Genomic DNA, 17,030 nt, shown 5'->3' with positions numbered 1-17,030 from the left:
TTAAGCTTTCTCAACGTTGACGAGGAAGGACTTGAACTCCGGCGTCTGGGTATTGGCATCCCCGACAAACGGCGTCAGCGTGTTGGCGATAAAGCCTTTCTTGGCCACGCCTTCAAAGCCCCAGTGAATCGGCACGCCAATATGGTGTACCAGCTGGCCATTCACCTTCAGTGCCTTGATGCGCTTGGTCACCACTGCCTTGGCCTTGATATAGCCGCGCCGGGACGACACTTTCACCATGTCGCCGTGGGCAATGCCTTTTTCCCTGGCCAGTTCCTCGCCGATTTCCACAAACTGTTCCGGCTGCATGATGGCGTTCAGCCGTGCATGCTTGGTCCAGTAATGGAAGTGCTCGGTCAGGCGATAAGTGGTGGCCGCATAGGGGAACTGCTGATGCTGGCCCAGCTCGGCCTTGTCGTCCTTGAACAGGCGGGCTGCCGGGTTGGAGATCACCTTGGGATGCAGCGGGTTGGTGCCCAGCGGTGTTTCGAACGGCTCGTAATGCTCCGGGAACGGCCCTTCGGCCATCTTGTCCAGCGCAAACAGGCGTCCCAGCCCTTCGGCCTGCATGATGAAGGGGGCCATGGCGCTGCCCGGCGGTTCGTCGGCCTTGAAGTCCGGCACGTCCACACCCACCCACTTCTCGCCGTTCCACTTGATCAGCGTGCGCTTCTTGTCCCATGGCGTGCCATCGGGTTTGCAGGAGGCGCGGTTGTACAGGATGCGGCGGTTGGCCGGCCACGCCCAGGCCCAGCCCAGGGTGTTGCCAAGGCCTGACGGGTCACTGTTGTCGCGCCGTGCCATCTGGTTGCCGGCCTGGGTCCAGCTGCCGGCGAAAATCCAGCACCCGGACGCGGTGCTGCCATCGGCTTGCAGCAGGGCAAAACCGGGCAATAGCTCGCCCTTCTTCGCCAGGAACTGGCCGGGGTTTTTCGGGTCCGGCAGATCAGCCAGCGCCTTGCCGTTCAGCTCTTTGGCCAATTCTTCCGGCTTGGGCTCGTGCGGGTCGCCATACGCCCAGGACAGGCTGTTGATGGCATCCGGGAAGGTGCCGCCATCCTTGGCATACATGGCTTTGAGCTTGAGGAAGATACCGGCCAGGATTTGCGGGTCGGTCATGGCTTCGCCTGGGCCTTCCGCGCCTTTCCAGTGCCATTGCAGCCAGCGGCCGGAATTGACGATGGAGCCGTCTTCCTCGGCAAAGCAGGTGGTGGGCAGGCGGAATACTTCGGTCTGGATCTTGGCCGGATCGACATCGTTCTGCTCGCCGTGGTTCTGCCAGAAGGTGGAGGTTTCCGTCACCAGCGGGTCCATGATCACCAGGAACTTCAGTCGCGACAGCGAAGCCACGATCTTGTTCTTGTTGGGGAAGGAGGCCACCGGGTTGAAACCCTGGCAGAAGTAGCCATTCACCTTGCCCTGGTGCATCAGCTCGAAGTACTGCAGCACGTCGTAGCCCTTGTCCCACTTGGGCAGCCAGTCATAACCCCAGTTGTTGTCCGCCGTGGCCTTGTCGCCCCACATCGCCTTCATGAAGGAGATGAAGAACTTGGGGTAGTTCTGCCAGTAGTTCATCTGGCCGTCGGCCAGCGGCTTGCTGGTGTACTTGGCCAGATAGCTGTCCAGCGTCGGCTCTTTTTCCGATGGCATGGTCATGTAGCCCGGCAGACTGGTGGACAGCAGGCCCAGGTCGGTCAGACCCTGGATATTGGAATGCCCGCGCAGCGCATTGATGCCGCCACCGGCCATGCCCATATTGCCCAGCAACAGCTGGATCATCGCCATGGTGCGGATGTTCTGCGCACCAATCGAATGCTGGGTCCAGCCCAGGGCGTACAGGAAGGAGGTGGTCTTGTCCGGTGCGCTGGTTTCCGCCAGATGCTCGCAAATGGCCTGGAAGGCTTCCTTGGGCGTGCCACAGATATTGGCCACCACATCGGCGGTATAGCGGGACACATGCTGTTTGAGCAGGTTGATCACGCAACGCGGGTCACTCAGCGTGTCGTCGCGTTTGGCCATGCCCTTCTCATCCAGCTGGTAGGCCCAGGTGGATTTGTCGTACTTGCGTTTTTCCGCGTCGTAGCCGCTGAACAGGCCGTCTTCAAACTTGAAGTCCGGGTGTACCAGCAGTGCTGCATTGGTATAGGCGAGCGTGTATTCCTTGTTGTACTTGCCGGTTTCCAGCAAATAGCGGATCACGCCGGACAACAGGGTAATGTCCGTGCCGGTGCGGATGGGCGCGTAGAAGTCTGCCACCGAGGCAGTACGGGTAAAGCGCGGGTCGATGACCAGCAGCTTGGCCTTGTTGCGGGTCTTGGCCTCAATGGCCCAGCGGAAGCCAACCGGGTGTGCTTCGGCGGCATTGCCACCCATCACCACGATCAGATTGGCGTTCTTGATGTCGACCCAATGGTTTGTCATGGCACCGCGACCAAATGTTGGGGCAAGACTTGCCACCGTTGGTCCGTGTCATACACGCGCCTGATTGTCGACAGCCAGCATGCCCAGGCTGCGAGTGAATTTGTGGGTCAGCCAGCCAGCTTCATTGCTGGAGGCAGAAGCCGCCAGAAAACCGGTGGACAACCAGCGGTTTACCGTCACGCCATCGGCGTTCTTTTCGGTGAAGTTGGCATCGCGGTCCTGCTTGATGTGTTTGGCGATGCGTGCAAATGCTTCATCCCAGCTGATGCGCTTCCATTCATTGCTGCCTGCTTCGCGCACTTCCGGGTGCTTCAGGCGGTTGGGGCTGTGGATGAAATCCACCAGGCCAGCGCCTTTGGGGCAGAGCGCTCCACGGTTGACCGGATGATCCGGGTCGCCTTCGATATGGAAAATTTCGGACTTGGCGTTCTTGGCGCCATCGCCCAGGCCGTACATGAGAATGCCACAGCCTACCGAGCAGTAAGGACAGGTATTGCGTGTTTCACTGGCACGCAGCAGCTTGTAGCTGCGCACATCAGCCATTGCCGTTGCCGGCAGCAGCCCCAGGGTTGCAATGGTCGAACCTGTCATACCCCCGGCACACAGTTTGAAAAACTGTCGCCGATTGACCTGCATGAAGGGACTCCTTGTTGAACAAGAAAGAAATGATGGGCTCCGGGATGCCATCCGGCCTGTCCAGCCCCATGGTACTCACGACAATAAGGACTGGCCTGACCCATAAGACGGTTGTAGCCTTAACGCATTATCGTCAGCAAAATGCTTAAGCTCAAATAGCCGATGTCAATTCAACTATTGAAAATCTCAATCAGATGAGCACAGAACCCGATTCGTCGTTTCCGCTGCATCAGCATGTCCAGCGTTGGCAATGGCGGGATGACAAGGCATTGCAGGCAAGTGAGGACGTATTGGCCTGCGAAGTGCCGGCGGCGCTGGTCTACAACGGGCTGGCGCATGTGGTGATGATGGTCAGCCCACAGCAGCTGGAGCAGTTTGCTCGTGGCTTCACCCTGGCCGAAGGTATTGCCCGCACGGTGGCTGACATCTTCGACATCGAAGTGCGAGAAGTTGTCAGCGGGATTGAAATTCATGTCGAGCTGGCCAGCGCCTGCTTTGCCGCACTCAAGGAAAGGCGCCGTCAGCTGGCCGGGCGCACCGGCTGTGGCCTGTGTGGGGTGGAGCAACTGGCCGAAGTATTCCGCCCGCTGCCGGCCCTGCCGCACAGCGTGCGCCTCGCCTTGCCGGCCTTGAATCAGGCGCTGGAAAGCCTGCCGGTACAACAGGTGTTGTCGCAGGCGACCGGCTGCGCGCATGCGGCGGCCTGGCTGACGCTGGATGGACAGTTATTGCAAGTGTGCGAGGACGTGGGGAGGCACGTGGCGCTGGACAAGCTGATTGGCTGCCGTGCGCTAGGCAACTGGGGCGCGGGTGTGGCGCTGGTGACCAGCCGTGCCAGTTATGAAATGGTGCAAAAGGCCGCCGCTGCCGGGATTGAAATCCTGGTGGCAGTGGCAGCCCCCACCGCGCTGGCCGTACAAATGGCCGAGCAATACGGGCTTACCTTGCTGGGTTTTGCCCGCCCAGGCCGGGTGAATGTGTACACCCACCCGCAGCGCCTGTTGACCGAAGCTGTCTGAGCGACCGCAGCCCATGGGCTGAAACGCTGCAAGTGGTGCTCCGGCTGTATTCATTCCCAATAATCCGGCCGGGCAGAGGACTGCTTTTGTTGCATTGCGCAAAGGCGGATGGGCATTGTCGAACAATGGCCTTGCTTTTGTGGCAAGGATCGGGTCAGAATCGAAGTCCGACATATCAACCTTTCTATATAAGAAGCAAGCATGGCACTCATCGTACAAAAGTACGGCGGTACCTCGATGGGCTCTCCGGAGCGCATCAAGAACGTGGCCCGCCGTGTCGCCAAATGGAAAGCGCAGGGACATGATGTCGTGGTGGTGGTATCTGCCATGAGTGGCGAAACCAACCGACTGATTGCCCTTGCCAAAGAGATCCAGGCTTATCCGGACCCGCGCGAGCTGGACGTGATCATTTCCACCGGCGAGCAAGTCACCATCGGCCTGTTGGCCATGGCGCTGAAGGAAATCGGCGTCGACGCCAAGAGCTACTGTGGCTGGCAGGTTCGTGTCACCACGGACGACTCCCACACCAAAGCCCGTATTCAATCCATCGACGAAGCCGCCATGCGGACAGACCTCTCTGCCGGTTCGGTAGTGGTGGTGGCCGGCTTCCAGGGTGTGGATGAAAACGGCAACATCACCACGCTGGGCCGTGGTGGTTCCGATACCTCCGCCGTGGCACTGGCTGCCGCACTCAATGCGGATGAATGTCAGATCTACACCGACGTGGATGGTGTCTACACCACCGATCCGCGCGTGGTGCCGGAAGCCCGCCGTCTGAAGACCATTACCTTCGAGGAAATGCTGGAAATGGCTTCCTTGGGTTCCAAGGTATTGCAGATCCGTTCGGTAGAGTTCGCAGGGAAATACAAGGTACGTCTGCGCGTCCTGTCCAGCTTCGAGGATGAAGGGGAAGGCACGCTGATTACGTTCGAGGAAGATGAAAACATGGAAAAGGCCGTCGTTGCAGGCATCGCATTTGACCGTAATGAAGCACGCATCAATGTAAAAGGCGTGCCGGACAAGCCGGGTATCGCTTACCAGATTCTTGGCCCCATCGCCGATGCCAACATCGAAGTCGACATGATCATCCAGAACGTGGGCGAGAACGGTACCACCGACTTCTCCTTCACCGTACCGCGTGGCGAGTTCCACCGCGCCATGGATATCCTGCGCGAAGTGCAAACCCACATTGGCGCTGCCAAGATTGACGCGGACGAGAAGGTTGCCAAAATCTCCATCGTCGGCGTTGGCATGCGTTCGCACTGTGGCGTGGCTTCCACCATGTTCCGCACCCTGGCAGAAGAGGGCATCAACATCCAGATGATCTCCACTTCCGAAATCAAGGTATCGGTACTGGTTGACGAGAAATACCTGGAGCTGGGCGTGCGCGTGTTGCACAAGGTATTCGGCCTGGATCAGCCGGCGTAATTTTTTACGCAAATGCTTGACAGGGGGCGCTGCCTTGCTTAATATGGCGCTCTCTGAACGGAGAAATGGCCGAGTGGTCGAAGGCACTTCCCTGCTAAGGAAGCATACGGGCTTAAACCTGTATCGAGGGTTCGAATCCCTCTTTCTCCGCCAGAATCTGCACCCGTAGCTCAGTTGGATAGAGTATTTGGCTACGAACCAAAGGGTCGGGCGTTCGAATCGCTCCGGGTGCACCAAAGTCCCTATAGTTTAGCGGTTAGAACACCGCCCTTTCACGGCGGTAGCCGGGGTTCGATTCCCCGTGGGGACGCCAGGATTCAAGATCAAGCCCAGTCGCAAGACTGGGCTTTTTCGTTTTTGTCCGATTTGCTCTTGCAATGCACATCGCCATGATGTGCCAGCCATCTTCACAAGCAGGCCGTCCCCAGCCTGCTTGTCCAATCATTTCACTGTCTTTCTATTGCTATTGTCTTGCCATGCAGGCCTGATAGCGCCCATTCACCTTGTCGGCAAACCATTGTGTGGTCAGCTTGCGGCTGATTTTCGGGCTATGCAGGTCGATTTGCGGCATGCGTTCGCGTGCCAGCGGCTTTCCCGCCTGGCGGTCTGCCATGGCAAATACTTTGCGATACAGCTCGGTTTGCGCCAGGGCGCTGTTTTTCTCCTGCTGCAAATCCCTTTCAATGGCGCTCTGGCTCATGTCCAGGCGGCTGCGCAAGCTGAGCAAGGCCTGGTATGTGCTGCCGCTGGCTTGTTTGCCGCTGTAACTGAGCAAATCACCATCCAGCGCCAGCTTGTGCCCGGTCAATTGGCTGATGGCGGCTTGCAGGGCCGCATTGCGGCTGCTGTAGCGCCCGGCATTGAAGTCGGCAAAACGGTAGATCATGTCCTGATACGGTGCCGGGTATTGCAGCAGGATGGCGCTGCCGAAATAAATACCGCCACGGCGGGTAAACACATCATTGCGGATGCTGTTGCCGCTTTGGTAAGGGTAGGGCCAGATTTTGACGTGCGCTTCGGCAAATTCCACGCTCACCTGCATCGGACCGCCGGTGCGAATGGGGTTTTTCATATTCATCGGCAAGCCCAGCTTGCTGGCTTCGGCGGACATGTCCTCGAACAGCAGGTTCATTTCCCGTTCGGTACGCAAATTGTCGATGCGTGCCTTGTAGCTTTTGCCATTGGGCGATGTCTTGAGCAGCGCTGCCTTCACCACCGGCAGCGGCACCAGGTATTTGTTGGCGCGTTCGCCAATTTTTTCCCAGACAATGGCTGGCAGATTGGGGACCGTCGGGTCCGCCTGCCAGCTGGATTCTTGCTCGATAACGGCGGCCACCGCACAGAAGTTATCGGCACGATACGGTATTTTCAACGCAGTAAAGGCAGTAACGATATCGTTGTTCCAGCCTTGGCGATCGCTGATGCGTGGTGGCAGCAAGCGGTCCAGCAAGGCCCGGCCTTGTGCTTCATTCAGTACCGGTTTGCTGGTGCTGACCGGTGGCTGCGGTGGCTGCGGAACCGGTACGACGGGCGGTGGTGCGCTTGCTGCAGTCGGGGTGGGGCTGCTGACTGCCGGGGTGCTTGCCGGGGCTGGTGTGGTGCTGATCGGTGGCGGTGCGACGGTAGTACATGCACTCAGGCTGCCCAGCAACAGGTAGAGGGGAAGATGACGGCTCATGCGTTTGTTGTTCCTGAATCCCAAGCCGTGATCTTGGCGCATTGTGCGGTTTGGGGCAATCCGGGATAAAACGCGTTGGGGCTGCCCAGACAGGGCAGCATTATCTACAATGCATGACTCATGCCAGCGAGCTGGTCAAATCCGGAGATGCCAATGTTATACCTCTATACCCCGCAGGACATGGCGCGTTATCAGCATGCCTTGCAACAGGCCCTGCCACAGCAGGAGGTGAGGTGTTGGCCGGAAGAGGTGGCTGCCGGGCAGGTGAAATATGCGGTGGTGTGGAACCCGCCAGCCGGTTTTTTCAAGGATATGGTGAATCTGCAGGCCGTATTTGTGCTGGGAGCCGGGGTAGACCGCATCCTGAAGCGTGACGATCTGGATCCGACAGTACCGATTGTGCGGCTGACCGATGCCGGCATGGCGCAGCAAATGCTGGAGTACGTGTTGTACGGTGTGCTGCATGTACAGCGGCAGATGGGGCAATACCGCCGCCAGCAGGCGCTGCGACAGTGGCAAGCGCTTACTGCGCCATCGGCGGGGCAAATCCGCATCGGTGTGCTTGGCCTGGGCGAGATTGGTGGCTGGGTGGCACAGTCGCTGGCCGCCATGGGCTATGCGGTGTCTGGCTGGAGCCGTGCTGGCCGGCAATTGCCGGGCGTGCAGGACTACATCGGCCAGGCTGCGCTACCGGATATGCTGGCGCGTAGCGATATCCTGGTAAATCTGCTGCCTGCCACAGCACAGACGCGTGGCCTGCTTGATGGACGTATGTTGTCGCACTTGCCGTCCGGTGCGGCAATCATCAATGCCGGGCGTGGCGAGCAGGTGGATGAAGCGGCCTTGCTGGGCCTGCTCGATAGCGGGCATCTGCGCTTTGCCATGCTGGATGTGTTCGAGGTGGAGCCACTGGAAAGCGTGCATCCCTTGTGGAGTCACCCCTCGGTGCTGTTGACCCCGCACATTGCTGCCATGACCCTGGTGGAACCTGCAGTGGAGCAGATTGCCGCCAATGTGCAGGCCATCAGTCAGGGGCGGTTGCCGCAAGGCCTGGTAGAGCGCGAGCGGGGCTATTGAGCGGGGAGCGCGCTCAGCGGGTCGATGGCCTGCCCCTGGCGACGTAACTCGAAATGCAGCATGTCGCGATTGCTGCCGGTATGGCCCACAGTGGCAATCTGCTGGCCAGTCTGTACGGTTTGGCCTTCCTTCACCAGCAAGGTCTGGTTGTGGGCATAGGCGGTCAGGTAGTCATTGCCGTGCTTGATGATGAGCAGATTACCGTAAGCACGGATGCCCTTGCCGGCATAGGCCACAGTACCGCTGGCTGCCGCCCGTACCGGGTCGCCCGCCTTGCCGGCAATATCGATGCCCTTGTTGCTGTTGCCGTTGAACTTGCCAAGCAAGGCACCACGAATGGGCCATTGCAGGCTGATCCCAGGTGCAGCCGGGCGAGTGGCAGGAGGTGGTGTGGTTTTGATCGTGGTGGCAGGAGGGGGTGTCTTGGCCGGAGCGGTGCTTGCAGGGCTGACGCGCAACAACTGTCCGGCCGTGATGCTGGACGGGTCTGCCAGCTTGTTCCACGCCACCAGTGCGTTCACGCTTTGATGATGATTGAGCGCAATGCGGTACAAGGTATCCCCGGGGCGTACACGGTAATACCCTGCCGGGGCGGGCGAGGTGTCGGGCAGGGTGCTGCAGGCTGCCAGCAGCAGGAAGGACAGGCAAACGAGGTAGCGCATGCCTGGCATTTTAACATTTCCCTGATTGCCTGCATGAGGCAGGCTGGCGCAGCGGGCAGTGGTCTTCTAAGCTGAAAGCCCGGGTGTGGTTCTGCAAGGAGTGTCGCATGGCTGATCAACCGTTTTCACCGCAGAGTTTTCCCTATGCAGTTGAAGTGGAGGCCGGCAAGCATTATTGGTGGTGCGCTTGCGGGCAGAGTGAAAAGCAGCCGTTTTGTGATGGCAGTCATGCCGGCTCCTGTTTCAGTCCGGTCGAGTATGTGGCGGACAAAAGCGGCCTGGTGTACTTCTGTGGCTGCAAGTTGAGCGAAGGTCGGCCCTTGTGCGATGGCTCGCACAGCCAGTTGTCCTGAACCGTTGATACCGTAAAGAAAAACCCCGCCAAGGCGGGGTTTTTTTGTGACTGGCCGATCAGCGGGTAATCGGCTTGTAGCGGATACGTTTGGGCTTGGCACCTTCTTCGCCCAGTCGTTTCTTCTTGTCGGCTTCGTATTCCTGATAGTTGCCGTCGAAGAAGGTCCACTGCGATTCGCCTTCCGCCGCCAGGATGTGGGTGGCGATACGGTCGAGGAACCAGCGGTCGTGGGAGATCACGAACACGGTGCCGGCGAATTCCAGCAGTGCATCTTCCAGCGCACGCAAGGTTTCCACATCAAGGTCGTTGGACGGTTCGTCCAGCAGCAATACGTTGCCGCCCTTGAGCAGGGTCTTGGCCAGATGCAGACGACCACGCTCACCACCGGACAGCATGCCTACCTTCTTCTGCTGGTCGGCACCCTTGAAGTTGAAGCGGCCCAGATAGGCGCGGCTGGACATTTCAAAGCGGCCCACGGTCAGCAGGTCGGCACCGCCAGATACGTCGTCAAATACGGTCTTGTCGTCTTCCAGACCTTCACGGCTCTGTTCGACAAAGGCCATCTGCACGGTCTGGCCGATTTTCACCGTACCGCTGTCCGGCTGTTCCTTGCCGGCAATCATCTTGAACAGGGTGGATTTACCCGCGCCGTTGGGGCCGATGATGCCGACGATGGCACCAGCCGGTGCCTTGAACGACAGGTTGTCGATCAGCAGGCGGTCGCCAAAGCCTTTGGATACGCCATCGAATTCGATCACTTCATTCCCCAGGCGCTCGGCCACCGGGATGAAGATTTCCTGGGTTTCGTTACGCTTCTGGGTTTCGTAACTCGACAGTTCTTCAAAGCGGGCGATACGCGCCTTGGACTTGGCCTGACGGCCCTTGGGGTTCTGGCGTACCCATTCCAGTTCCTGCTTCATCGCCTTCATGCGGGCGCCTTCGCTCTTGGCTTCCTTCTCCAGGCGTTCTTCCTTCTGCTCCAGCCAGCTGGAATAGTTGCCTTTCCACGGAATGCCTTCGCCACGGTCCAGTTCCAGAATCCATTCGGCGGCGTTGTCGAGGAAGTAGCGGTCGTGGGTAACGGCCACCACGGTACCGGGGAAGCGCACCAGGAATTGTTCCAGCCACTCTACCGATTCGGCGTCCAGGTGGTTGGTGGGTTCGTCCAGCAGCAGCATGTCCGGCTTGGACAGCAGCAGCTTGCACAAGGCGACGCGGCGTTTTTCACCACCGGACAGCGGGCCGATCTTGGCATCCCACGGCGGCAGGCGCAGCGCGTCGGCAGCCAGTTCCAGCTGCAGTTGTACATTGTCGCCGGCACCGGCAGAGATGATGGCTTCCAGCTTGGCCTGTTCTTCGGCCAGCGCGTCGAAGTCGGCATCCGGGTCGGCATAGGCGGCATACACTTCTTCCAGTCGCTTTTGCGCACCCATCACGTCGCCCATGCCGCTTTCCACTTCTTCGCGCACGGTCTTCTCCGGGTCCAGCTGCGGCTCCTGCGGCAGATAGCCGATTTTCACGCCAGGCAGATGCTGTACTTCGCCGTCGTATTCCTTGTCCACATTGGCCATGATGCGCAGCACGGTGGATTTGCCGGAACCGTTCAGGCCCAGCAGGCCGATTTTGGCACCGGGGAAGAAGGACAGGGAGATGTCCTTGATGATCTGGCGCTTGGGCGGCACCACTTTGCTCACGCGGAGCATGGACATTACGTATTGAGCCATGAGGGACCCTGCTGAAGATAATCGTTAAGCGGTAGATTCTACCAAAAGCGGGCCGGCTGCGCTGTGCTGCCCGTGTTTGTCCTTACCAGAACCAGGCAAACAGGGCAGTGGCCAGCATGGCAAAGGCGCAGCCAATCTTGGCTATCGTGCCGATCAGGAAACCGGCCAGTGTGCCCAGGCCCACACGCCCGGCCTGCCAGGCATCACGCCGGGCCAGCAGCTCGCCGATGGCCGCTCCCAGCAGCGGCCCCAGAATGACACCGACCAATCCCAGCGGCAGGCCGACAATGCTGCCGATAAAAGCTCCCCACAATGCCTGCTTGCTGGCTCCAGTCAGTTTGGCCCCGAGCAAGCCGGCGACAAAGTCGATCAGCAAGCCCAATACAGTCAGCAGTGCCATGATGAGCAGGGCGCTGCTGCCCAGATGGGCGAAGTGATCGGCCCAGGCTAGTAGCAGAAAGCCACCCAGCATCAGCGGCAGGCCGGGCAGGGCGGGAAACAGGGTGCCGGCCATGCCCAGTACGATTAGCAGGACAGCAAGCAGGGTAAACAGGATTTCCACAGACATTCCTTGATAAGGTGGCTGCCATAAGAAAACGGCCGGTGGGTGGAAGTTCCACCGACCGGCCGCGGGCATGCAGACAAGCAATACCTGTCAGCGCGCGTATTCTTCCAGCAGCAGGTTCTGGGCGCAGCGTTCCTTGCCGCGGTTGGGGCGACGTTTGTAGCTGCCGTCTGCCTGCATGTCCCAGGCGTTGACGTTGTCTTCCAGATACAGGCGCAGTGCTTCCTTGATCACCCGGCGTTTGACCTTGGGGTCCAGAATCGGCACGCAGGTTTCGATACGGCGGAACAGGTTGCGACCCATCCAGTCGGCGCTGGCGATGTACAGGTTTTCCTGCTTGTCGTTGTAGAAGTAGTAGACGCGCGGATGTTCCAGGAAGCGCCCCACCACCGAACGCACGGTGATGTTGTCCGACAGCCCCGGTACGCCGGGGCGCAGCGCGCAGACGCCACGCACGATGAGCTGGATCTTCACCCCGGCCTGGCTGGCGCGGTACAGCGCATGGATGACTTGCGGTTCCAGCAGTGCGTTCATCTTGGCGATGATCTGTGCCGGGCGACCTTGCTGGGCGTGCTCGATCTCCCGCTCGATGGAGTCGATCAGCAAGCTGTGCAGGGTGAACGGGCTTTGGTGCAGCTGCTTGAGCTGGCTGGCGCGGCCCAGACCGGTGAGCTGCACGAAGATGTCATTCACATCGCTGGCGATTTCTTCGTTGCAGGTGAGCAGGCCAAGGTCGGTATAGAAACGGGCGGTGCGCGGGTGATAGTTGCCGGTGCCCAGGTGCACGTAGCGGCGCAGGCGCTTGTCCTCACGACGGATCACCATCAGCATCTTGGCGTGCACCTTGTAACCGAACACGCCATACACCACGTGCGCACCTGCATCTTCCAGATGGCTGGCCCAGCTGATGTTGGCTTCTTCGTCAAAGCGCGCCATCAGTTCCAGCACCACCGTCACCTGCTTGCCGGCGCGGGCGGCGGCAATCAGCGACTCCATCAGCACCGAGTCAGTACCGGTGCGGTATACCGTCATCTTGATGGCGACTACCTGCGGGTCTGTCGCGGCCAGGTTCAGCATGTCAATGACAGGCTGGAAGCTCTGGAAGGGGTGGTGCAGCAGGATGTCACCCTTGCGGATGGCGTCGAACAGCGGCACTTTCTTGCTCAGCTGGTCGGGCAGCGAGGGTACGAAAGGCGGGAATTTCAGGTCCGGCCGGTCAACCAGGTCCGGCACCTGCATCAGGCGTACCAGGTTCACCGGGCCGTTGACGCGGTATACGTCCGGCTTCTTCAGGTTGAACTGGGTCAGCAGGAACTCTTCCATGTGTGGTGGGCAGGTGTCGGCAATTTCCAGCCGTACCGCATCACCAAACTGGCGCTGACTCAATTCACCCTGCAAGGCCGTACGCAGGTTTTTCAGGTCTTCGTCTTCCACCGTCAGTTCGCTGTCGCGGGTGACGCGGAACTGGTAACAGCCCTTGACCGTCATGCCCAGGAACAGCTCGTGCACATGCGAGTGCAGGATGGAGGACAGGAAAACAAAGGTATGCGGGTGGCCGCTGCACACTTCCGGCGGCACCTTGATCACGCGTGGCAGAATGCGCGGGGCCTGCACGATGGCGATGTCCGACTGACGGCCAAAGGCATCGCGACCTTCCAGTTCCACGGCAAAGTTGAGCGACTTGTTCAGCACCTTGGGGAAGGGGTGGGACGGGTCCAGCCCGATCGGGGTGAGGATGGGCATCAGCTCGTTGCTGAAGAAGTCGTGCACCCATTCCTGTTGCTGTTCGGTCCATTCGTTACGGCGCAGGAAGATGATGTCTTCTTCACGCAGCGCCGGGAACAGGACATCACTCATCACCGCATATTGCTGGCGCACCAGTTCGTGCGAGGCGGACGAAATCCGCGCCATGATCTGCGCCGGTGTCGAACCGTCTGCCAGAATGCGCCCCGGAGTGAGCTGGGCGGTATCTTTCAGCCAGGCCATGCGCACTTCGAAGAATTCGTCCAGATTGGAGGAGACGATGCACAGGTATTTCAGGCGTTCGAGCAGCGGCAGGCTTGGGTCTTCTGCTTGGGCCAGTACCCTGCGGTTGAATTCGATCAGGCCTAGTTCACGGTTAAGCAGCAACTCGTGGCTTTGTGACATACGGTTTCGCGCCAATGGTGATGAGGTGTGGAGACAAAAAAGCCCTCGCGCAGGAGGGCTTGAAACAATTACTGCTGCGGTGGCGTGTAGCCAGCCGGTGCATCGGCACCCTGACCGAAGAAGTAGGCATCCAGCTGTGCAGCCAGATACTGGCGCGCACGCGCATCCGCCAGGCTCAGACGGTTTTCGTTGATCAGCATGGTCTGATAACGCAGCCAGCCTTGCCAGGCTTCCTTGGAGACATTTTCATACACACGCTTGCCAAGCTCGCCCGGCAGGGGCGGAAAGTCCAGACCTTCAGCCTCGCGGCCCAGCTTGATGCAATTGACGTTTCTGGCCATTGCTAATCCTTGCAAAATTGAACTGAATATACTGCATTATTGTGTCACAACCATGACACCCTTCCAACCATGCCGCCGCCGGGGTGGTATGCCGGCTTACAATTCCTTGACGAAGATCTTGGAACGGCGCTGGTTGTTGTAAAAGGCCTGACGCGCCAGTGGCAGCTGGCCACGGCCGGCTTCGGCAAAACCGCGCTCAACAAACCAGTGGGCTGTCTGGGTGGTCAGCACGAACAAGGCTTTCAGGCCGCGGGTACGTGCCTGGTATTCCACGTGTTTGAGCAGGGTTTCGCCAAAGCGGCCTTCACGCCGTTCCGGTGCCACCGCCAGGCAGGCCAGTTCGGCCATGCCGGCTTCGGGAAACACATGCATGGCCACGCAACCGTAGATTTTGCCGTCATGTTCCAGCACCGAGTATTGGGAAATTTCCATTTCCAGATGCTCGCGGCTGCGCTTGACCAGGATGCCCTGTTCTTCCAGCGGGCGGATCAGGTTCAGGATGGGGCCGATGTCGTCCACACTGGCATTGCGTACCTTCACCAGACTGTCGCGGGCAATCATGGTGCCGGTGCCGCCATTGGTGAACAGTTCGGCCAGTAGCGAACCATCTTCGTGATGGCTGACCAGATGGGCACGCGGGATGCCATCGCGGGTGGCCTTGATGGCATAGGGCAGGTAGGCGGTGACGTCGCGTTGCAGATGGCCTGCCTGCAACAGGTCTTCCGCCTGCTGCGCGGTGAGCGAGCTGACATGCTGGCCCAGCTCATTGGTGACACCACGTCCTTCAATCACGAAGATCAGCTTTTCGGCTTTGAGGGCTGACGCCAGCTGGGCGGCCATTTCTTCCATGGTGAGGTTGAAGGCTTCGCCGGTCACCGAATAGCCTACCGGCGAGAGCAACACCAGTTCACCGGAGGATAGCCGGGTATTGATGCCGTCCACGTCGATGCGCCTTACCTGGCCGGTGAACTGCATGTCCACACCATCCAGCACACCCAGCGGCTGGGCAGTGATGAAATTGCCGCCGGCCACGCGCAGATGGGCACCGAACATGGGCGAGTTGGGCATGCCCATCGACAGCTGAGCCTCAATGCCGTAGCGGGTTGCCCCGCTGGCTTGCTTGACGATTTCCATGGTGCTGGCATCGGTCACTCGTCGGTCGCGGTGAAACAGCCGGTTCAGGCCGAAGCGTTTGAGCAAGGCTTCGATCTGGGGGCGGATGCCATGTACCAGCACCACGCGCACGCCCAGGCTTACCAACAGGTTGATATCCTGCGACAGATTGTGAAAACCGCCTTCCATCACGGCTTCGCCACTGACTGCCAGTACGAAGGTTTTCCCGCGGAAGGTGTTGATGTAGGGGGCGGCTTCACGGAAGGAGAGGACAAATTCCCGGTTCAGCATTGTTGGATTGGCTCCCGCCAGATAAATACGTCAGAAGCGACAAGCCTAGCAGGAATACAAGGGGATGGGCAGGGCTTTTGCCGCTTGCCGCGCGGTGGCTGCAAATGAAAACAGCCACCCCATCGGCTGACGGGGTGGCTGTCGCAACAAGGCTCAATTGCCTTGTTTGATCAGGATTTGCTGCACTTTCAGGATGTTCAGGCCCTGGGACAGCTGGTAGTCCTTTTGTGGGTTTGGCTCGCGCGGATTGTCCGGGCTGGCGTTCTTGTCATCCTGCGGCTTGGGCGCTTCCTGTTTGATCACAGGAGGAGTCGCCGGCTTGGCTGGCTTGGCCGATTTGGACGGGGTTTCTTCGCCATTTGGATTGGCCAGATGGTTTTCCAGATCAGCCTCGCGTACGCGCAATGCCTGATCCGCCGCAGTGACGGTTGCGTCTTCCACCACCACATCCGGCACAATGCCCTTGGCCTGGATGGAGCGGCCGCTAGGGGTAAAGTAGCGGGCGGTGGTCAGCTTGATGCCACCGGCACTGCCCAGCGGCAGGATGGATTGCACCGAGCCCTTGCCAAAGGTCTGGGTACCCACCAGTACCGCACGCTTGTGGTCTTGCAGGGCACCGGCAACGATTTCGGACGCCGAGGCCGAGCCACCATTCACCAATACCACCAGCGGCACCTTGTGGGTTTCCTGCGGCAGTACCGACAGCGGGTCCGGCATGCCGGGTCGGCCATAGTTCTGTGCGGAAGCTGTCAGTTTCATCTTGGCGTCAGCAGTACGGCCTTCGGTATACACCACCAGCGCATCCTTGGGCAGGAAGGCGGCGGATACCCCGACGGCGCTGGTCAGCAAGCCACCCGGGTCGTCACGCAGGTCCAGCACCAGGCCCTTGAGCGGCTGCTTGTTCTGCTTGGTCATGCTGGCAATGGCTTCGGCCAGGTTTTCCGTGGTGTGCTCCTGGAACTGGGTGATGCGCACATAGCCATAACCCGGTTCCAGCAATTTGGATTTCACGCTCTTGGTCTTGATGATGGCGCGGGTGATGGCAAATACCAGCGGCTTGGTTTCATTCTTGCGGGCAATGGTGAGCGTAACCTTGCTGCCCGGCTTGCCGCGCATGCGTTTCACCGCGTCGTTCAGCGACAGGCCGCGTACCGGCGTGTCGTCAATCTTGATGATGAGGTCACCGCTCTTGATGCCGGCCTTCTGTGCCGGGGTATCTTCGATTGGCGACACCACCTTCACCAGGCCGTCTTCGGCACCGATCTCGATGCCCAGGCCGCCAAATTCACCCTGGGTACCTTCGCGCAGTTCCTTGAAGGCTTCCGCATCCATGTAGTCGGAGTGAGGGTCCAGCCCGCTGAGCATGCCCTTGATGGCTTCGGTAATCAGCTTTTTGTCATCGACCGGGTCGACATAATCCTGCTTGATACGGCCAAACACTTCGGCAAAGGTACGCAATTCATTCAGTGGGAGCGTGGTGGGCTCCTTGCCGGCAAAAGCCTGCACGCTGAGGGTGAGGGCGCCGCCTGCCAGTGCGCCGGCGGCAAGCCAGGCAATTTTTTTCATGCGATG

At 59.6% G+C, this 17,030-nt stretch carries 13 protein-coding genes and 3 tRNA genes; 7 read left to right on the top strand and 9 right to left on the bottom strand.

Annotated features, from left to right (window positions below):
• Positions 1–3,057, bottom strand: coding sequence for a formate dehydrogenase-N subunit alpha (gene fdnG, locus ACE3SE_RS09605; RefSeq protein ID WP_374554896.1), 3,057 nt, complete (start codon positions 3,055–3,057; stop codon positions 1–3).
• Positions 3,058–3,251: 194 nt separating this feature from the next.
• Here fdnG and fdhD point away from each other — a divergent pair, with 194 nt between their 5' ends.
• The 5 genes from fdhD (at position 3,252) to ACE3SE_RS09580 (ending at position 5,817) form a co-directional block, all read left to right on the top strand.
• Positions 3,252–4,076, top strand: coding sequence for a formate dehydrogenase accessory sulfurtransferase FdhD (gene fdhD, locus ACE3SE_RS09600; protein WP_374554894.1), 825 nt, complete (start codon positions 3,252–3,254; stop codon positions 4,074–4,076).
• Positions 4,077–4,277: 201 nt separating this feature from the next.
• On the top strand, positions 4,278–5,504 hold the full coding sequence (locus ACE3SE_RS09595) for an aspartate kinase (protein WP_045845515.1): 1,227 nt from the start codon (positions 4,278–4,280) through the stop codon (positions 5,502–5,504).
• A 59-nt stretch (positions 5,505–5,563) separates the two neighbouring features.
• Positions 5,564–5,657, top strand: a tRNA-Ser gene (locus ACE3SE_RS09590).
• A gap of 6 nt (positions 5,658–5,663) precedes the next feature.
• Positions 5,664–5,740 (top strand) — tRNA-Arg (locus tag ACE3SE_RS09585).
• A 2-nt stretch (positions 5,741–5,742) separates the two neighbouring features.
• Positions 5,743–5,817: transfer RNA gene (locus ACE3SE_RS09580), tRNA-Glu, on the top strand.
• Between the two features lie 150 nt (positions 5,818–5,967).
• Here ACE3SE_RS09580 and ACE3SE_RS09575 read toward each other — a convergent pair.
• Positions 5,968–7,182 carry a DUF1615 domain-containing protein gene (locus ACE3SE_RS09575; protein WP_374554892.1) on the bottom strand — a complete coding sequence of 405 codons (1,215 nt, stop codon included), beginning with the start codon at positions 7,180–7,182 and terminating at the stop codon, positions 5,968–5,970.
• Positions 7,183–7,335: 153 nt separating this feature from the next.
• Between ACE3SE_RS09575 and ACE3SE_RS09570 the strand changes: the two genes are divergently transcribed.
• The gene (locus ACE3SE_RS09570) at positions 7,336–8,259 is read left to right on the top strand and encodes a 2-hydroxyacid dehydrogenase (protein ID WP_374554890.1); all 924 of its coding nucleotides are present in this window, start codon (positions 7,336–7,338) and stop codon (positions 8,257–8,259) included.
• On the opposite strand, the gene ACE3SE_RS09565 is transcribed toward ACE3SE_RS09570, so the two are convergent.
• Entirely contained in the window at positions 8,253–8,921 is a 669-nt protein-coding gene (locus ACE3SE_RS09565; RefSeq protein WP_374554888.1) for a peptidoglycan DD-metalloendopeptidase family protein, read from the bottom strand. The genes ACE3SE_RS09570 and ACE3SE_RS09565 overlap by 7 nt on opposite strands.
• A gap of 107 nt (positions 8,922–9,028) precedes the next feature.
• On the opposite strand from ACE3SE_RS09565, the gene ACE3SE_RS09560 reads away from it, so the two are divergent.
• On the top strand, positions 9,029–9,274 hold the full coding sequence (locus ACE3SE_RS09560; protein WP_374554886.1) for a CDGSH iron-sulfur domain-containing protein: 246 nt from the start codon (positions 9,029–9,031) through the stop codon (positions 9,272–9,274).
• A 58-nt stretch (positions 9,275–9,332) separates the two neighbouring features.
• Here the strand turns inward: ACE3SE_RS09560 and ettA are convergent, their stop codons facing one another.
• From ettA to ACE3SE_RS09530, 6 genes are all read right to left on the bottom strand, one after another.
• Complete coding sequence (gene ettA, locus ACE3SE_RS09555) at positions 9,333–11,000, bottom strand: energy-dependent translational throttle protein EttA (RefSeq protein WP_062788067.1); 1,668 nt, start codon at positions 10,998–11,000, stop codon at positions 9,333–9,335.
• 82 nt (positions 11,001–11,082) lie between these two features.
• Complete coding sequence (locus ACE3SE_RS09550; protein WP_374554884.1) at positions 11,083–11,562, bottom strand: DUF456 domain-containing protein; 480 nt, start codon at positions 11,560–11,562, stop codon at positions 11,083–11,085.
• A 93-nt stretch (positions 11,563–11,655) separates the two neighbouring features.
• The gene (ppk1, locus tag ACE3SE_RS09545) at positions 11,656–13,713 is read right to left on the bottom strand and encodes a polyphosphate kinase 1 (protein WP_374554882.1); all 2,058 of its coding nucleotides are present in this window, start codon (positions 13,711–13,713) and stop codon (positions 11,656–11,658) included.
• A gap of 68 nt (positions 13,714–13,781) precedes the next feature.
• Positions 13,782–14,054: an oxidative damage protection protein gene (locus ACE3SE_RS09540; protein ID WP_045845523.1), complete on the bottom strand. Its 273-nt coding sequence runs from the start codon at positions 14,052–14,054 to the stop codon at positions 13,782–13,784.
• Positions 14,055–14,150: 96 nt separating this feature from the next.
• Positions 14,151–15,458: an amino-acid N-acetyltransferase gene (gene argA / locus ACE3SE_RS09535; RefSeq protein ID WP_374554880.1), complete on the bottom strand. Its 1,308-nt coding sequence runs from the start codon at positions 15,456–15,458 to the stop codon at positions 14,151–14,153.
• A gap of 153 nt (positions 15,459–15,611) precedes the next feature.
• Positions 15,612–17,024, bottom strand: coding sequence for a S41 family peptidase (locus tag ACE3SE_RS09530; RefSeq protein WP_131355603.1), 1,413 nt, complete (start codon positions 17,022–17,024; stop codon positions 15,612–15,614).
• Between the last annotated feature and the right edge of the window lie 6 nt (positions 17,025–17,030).

This window comes from Aquitalea pelogenes (assembly GCF_041914625.1).
Taxonomy (GTDB): domain Bacteria; phylum Pseudomonadota; class Gammaproteobacteria; order Burkholderiales; family Chromobacteriaceae; genus Aquitalea; species Aquitalea pelogenes.
The sequence above is the reverse complement of the archived record's forward strand: the minus strand, read 5'-3'. Positions and strand labels throughout refer to the sequence as shown.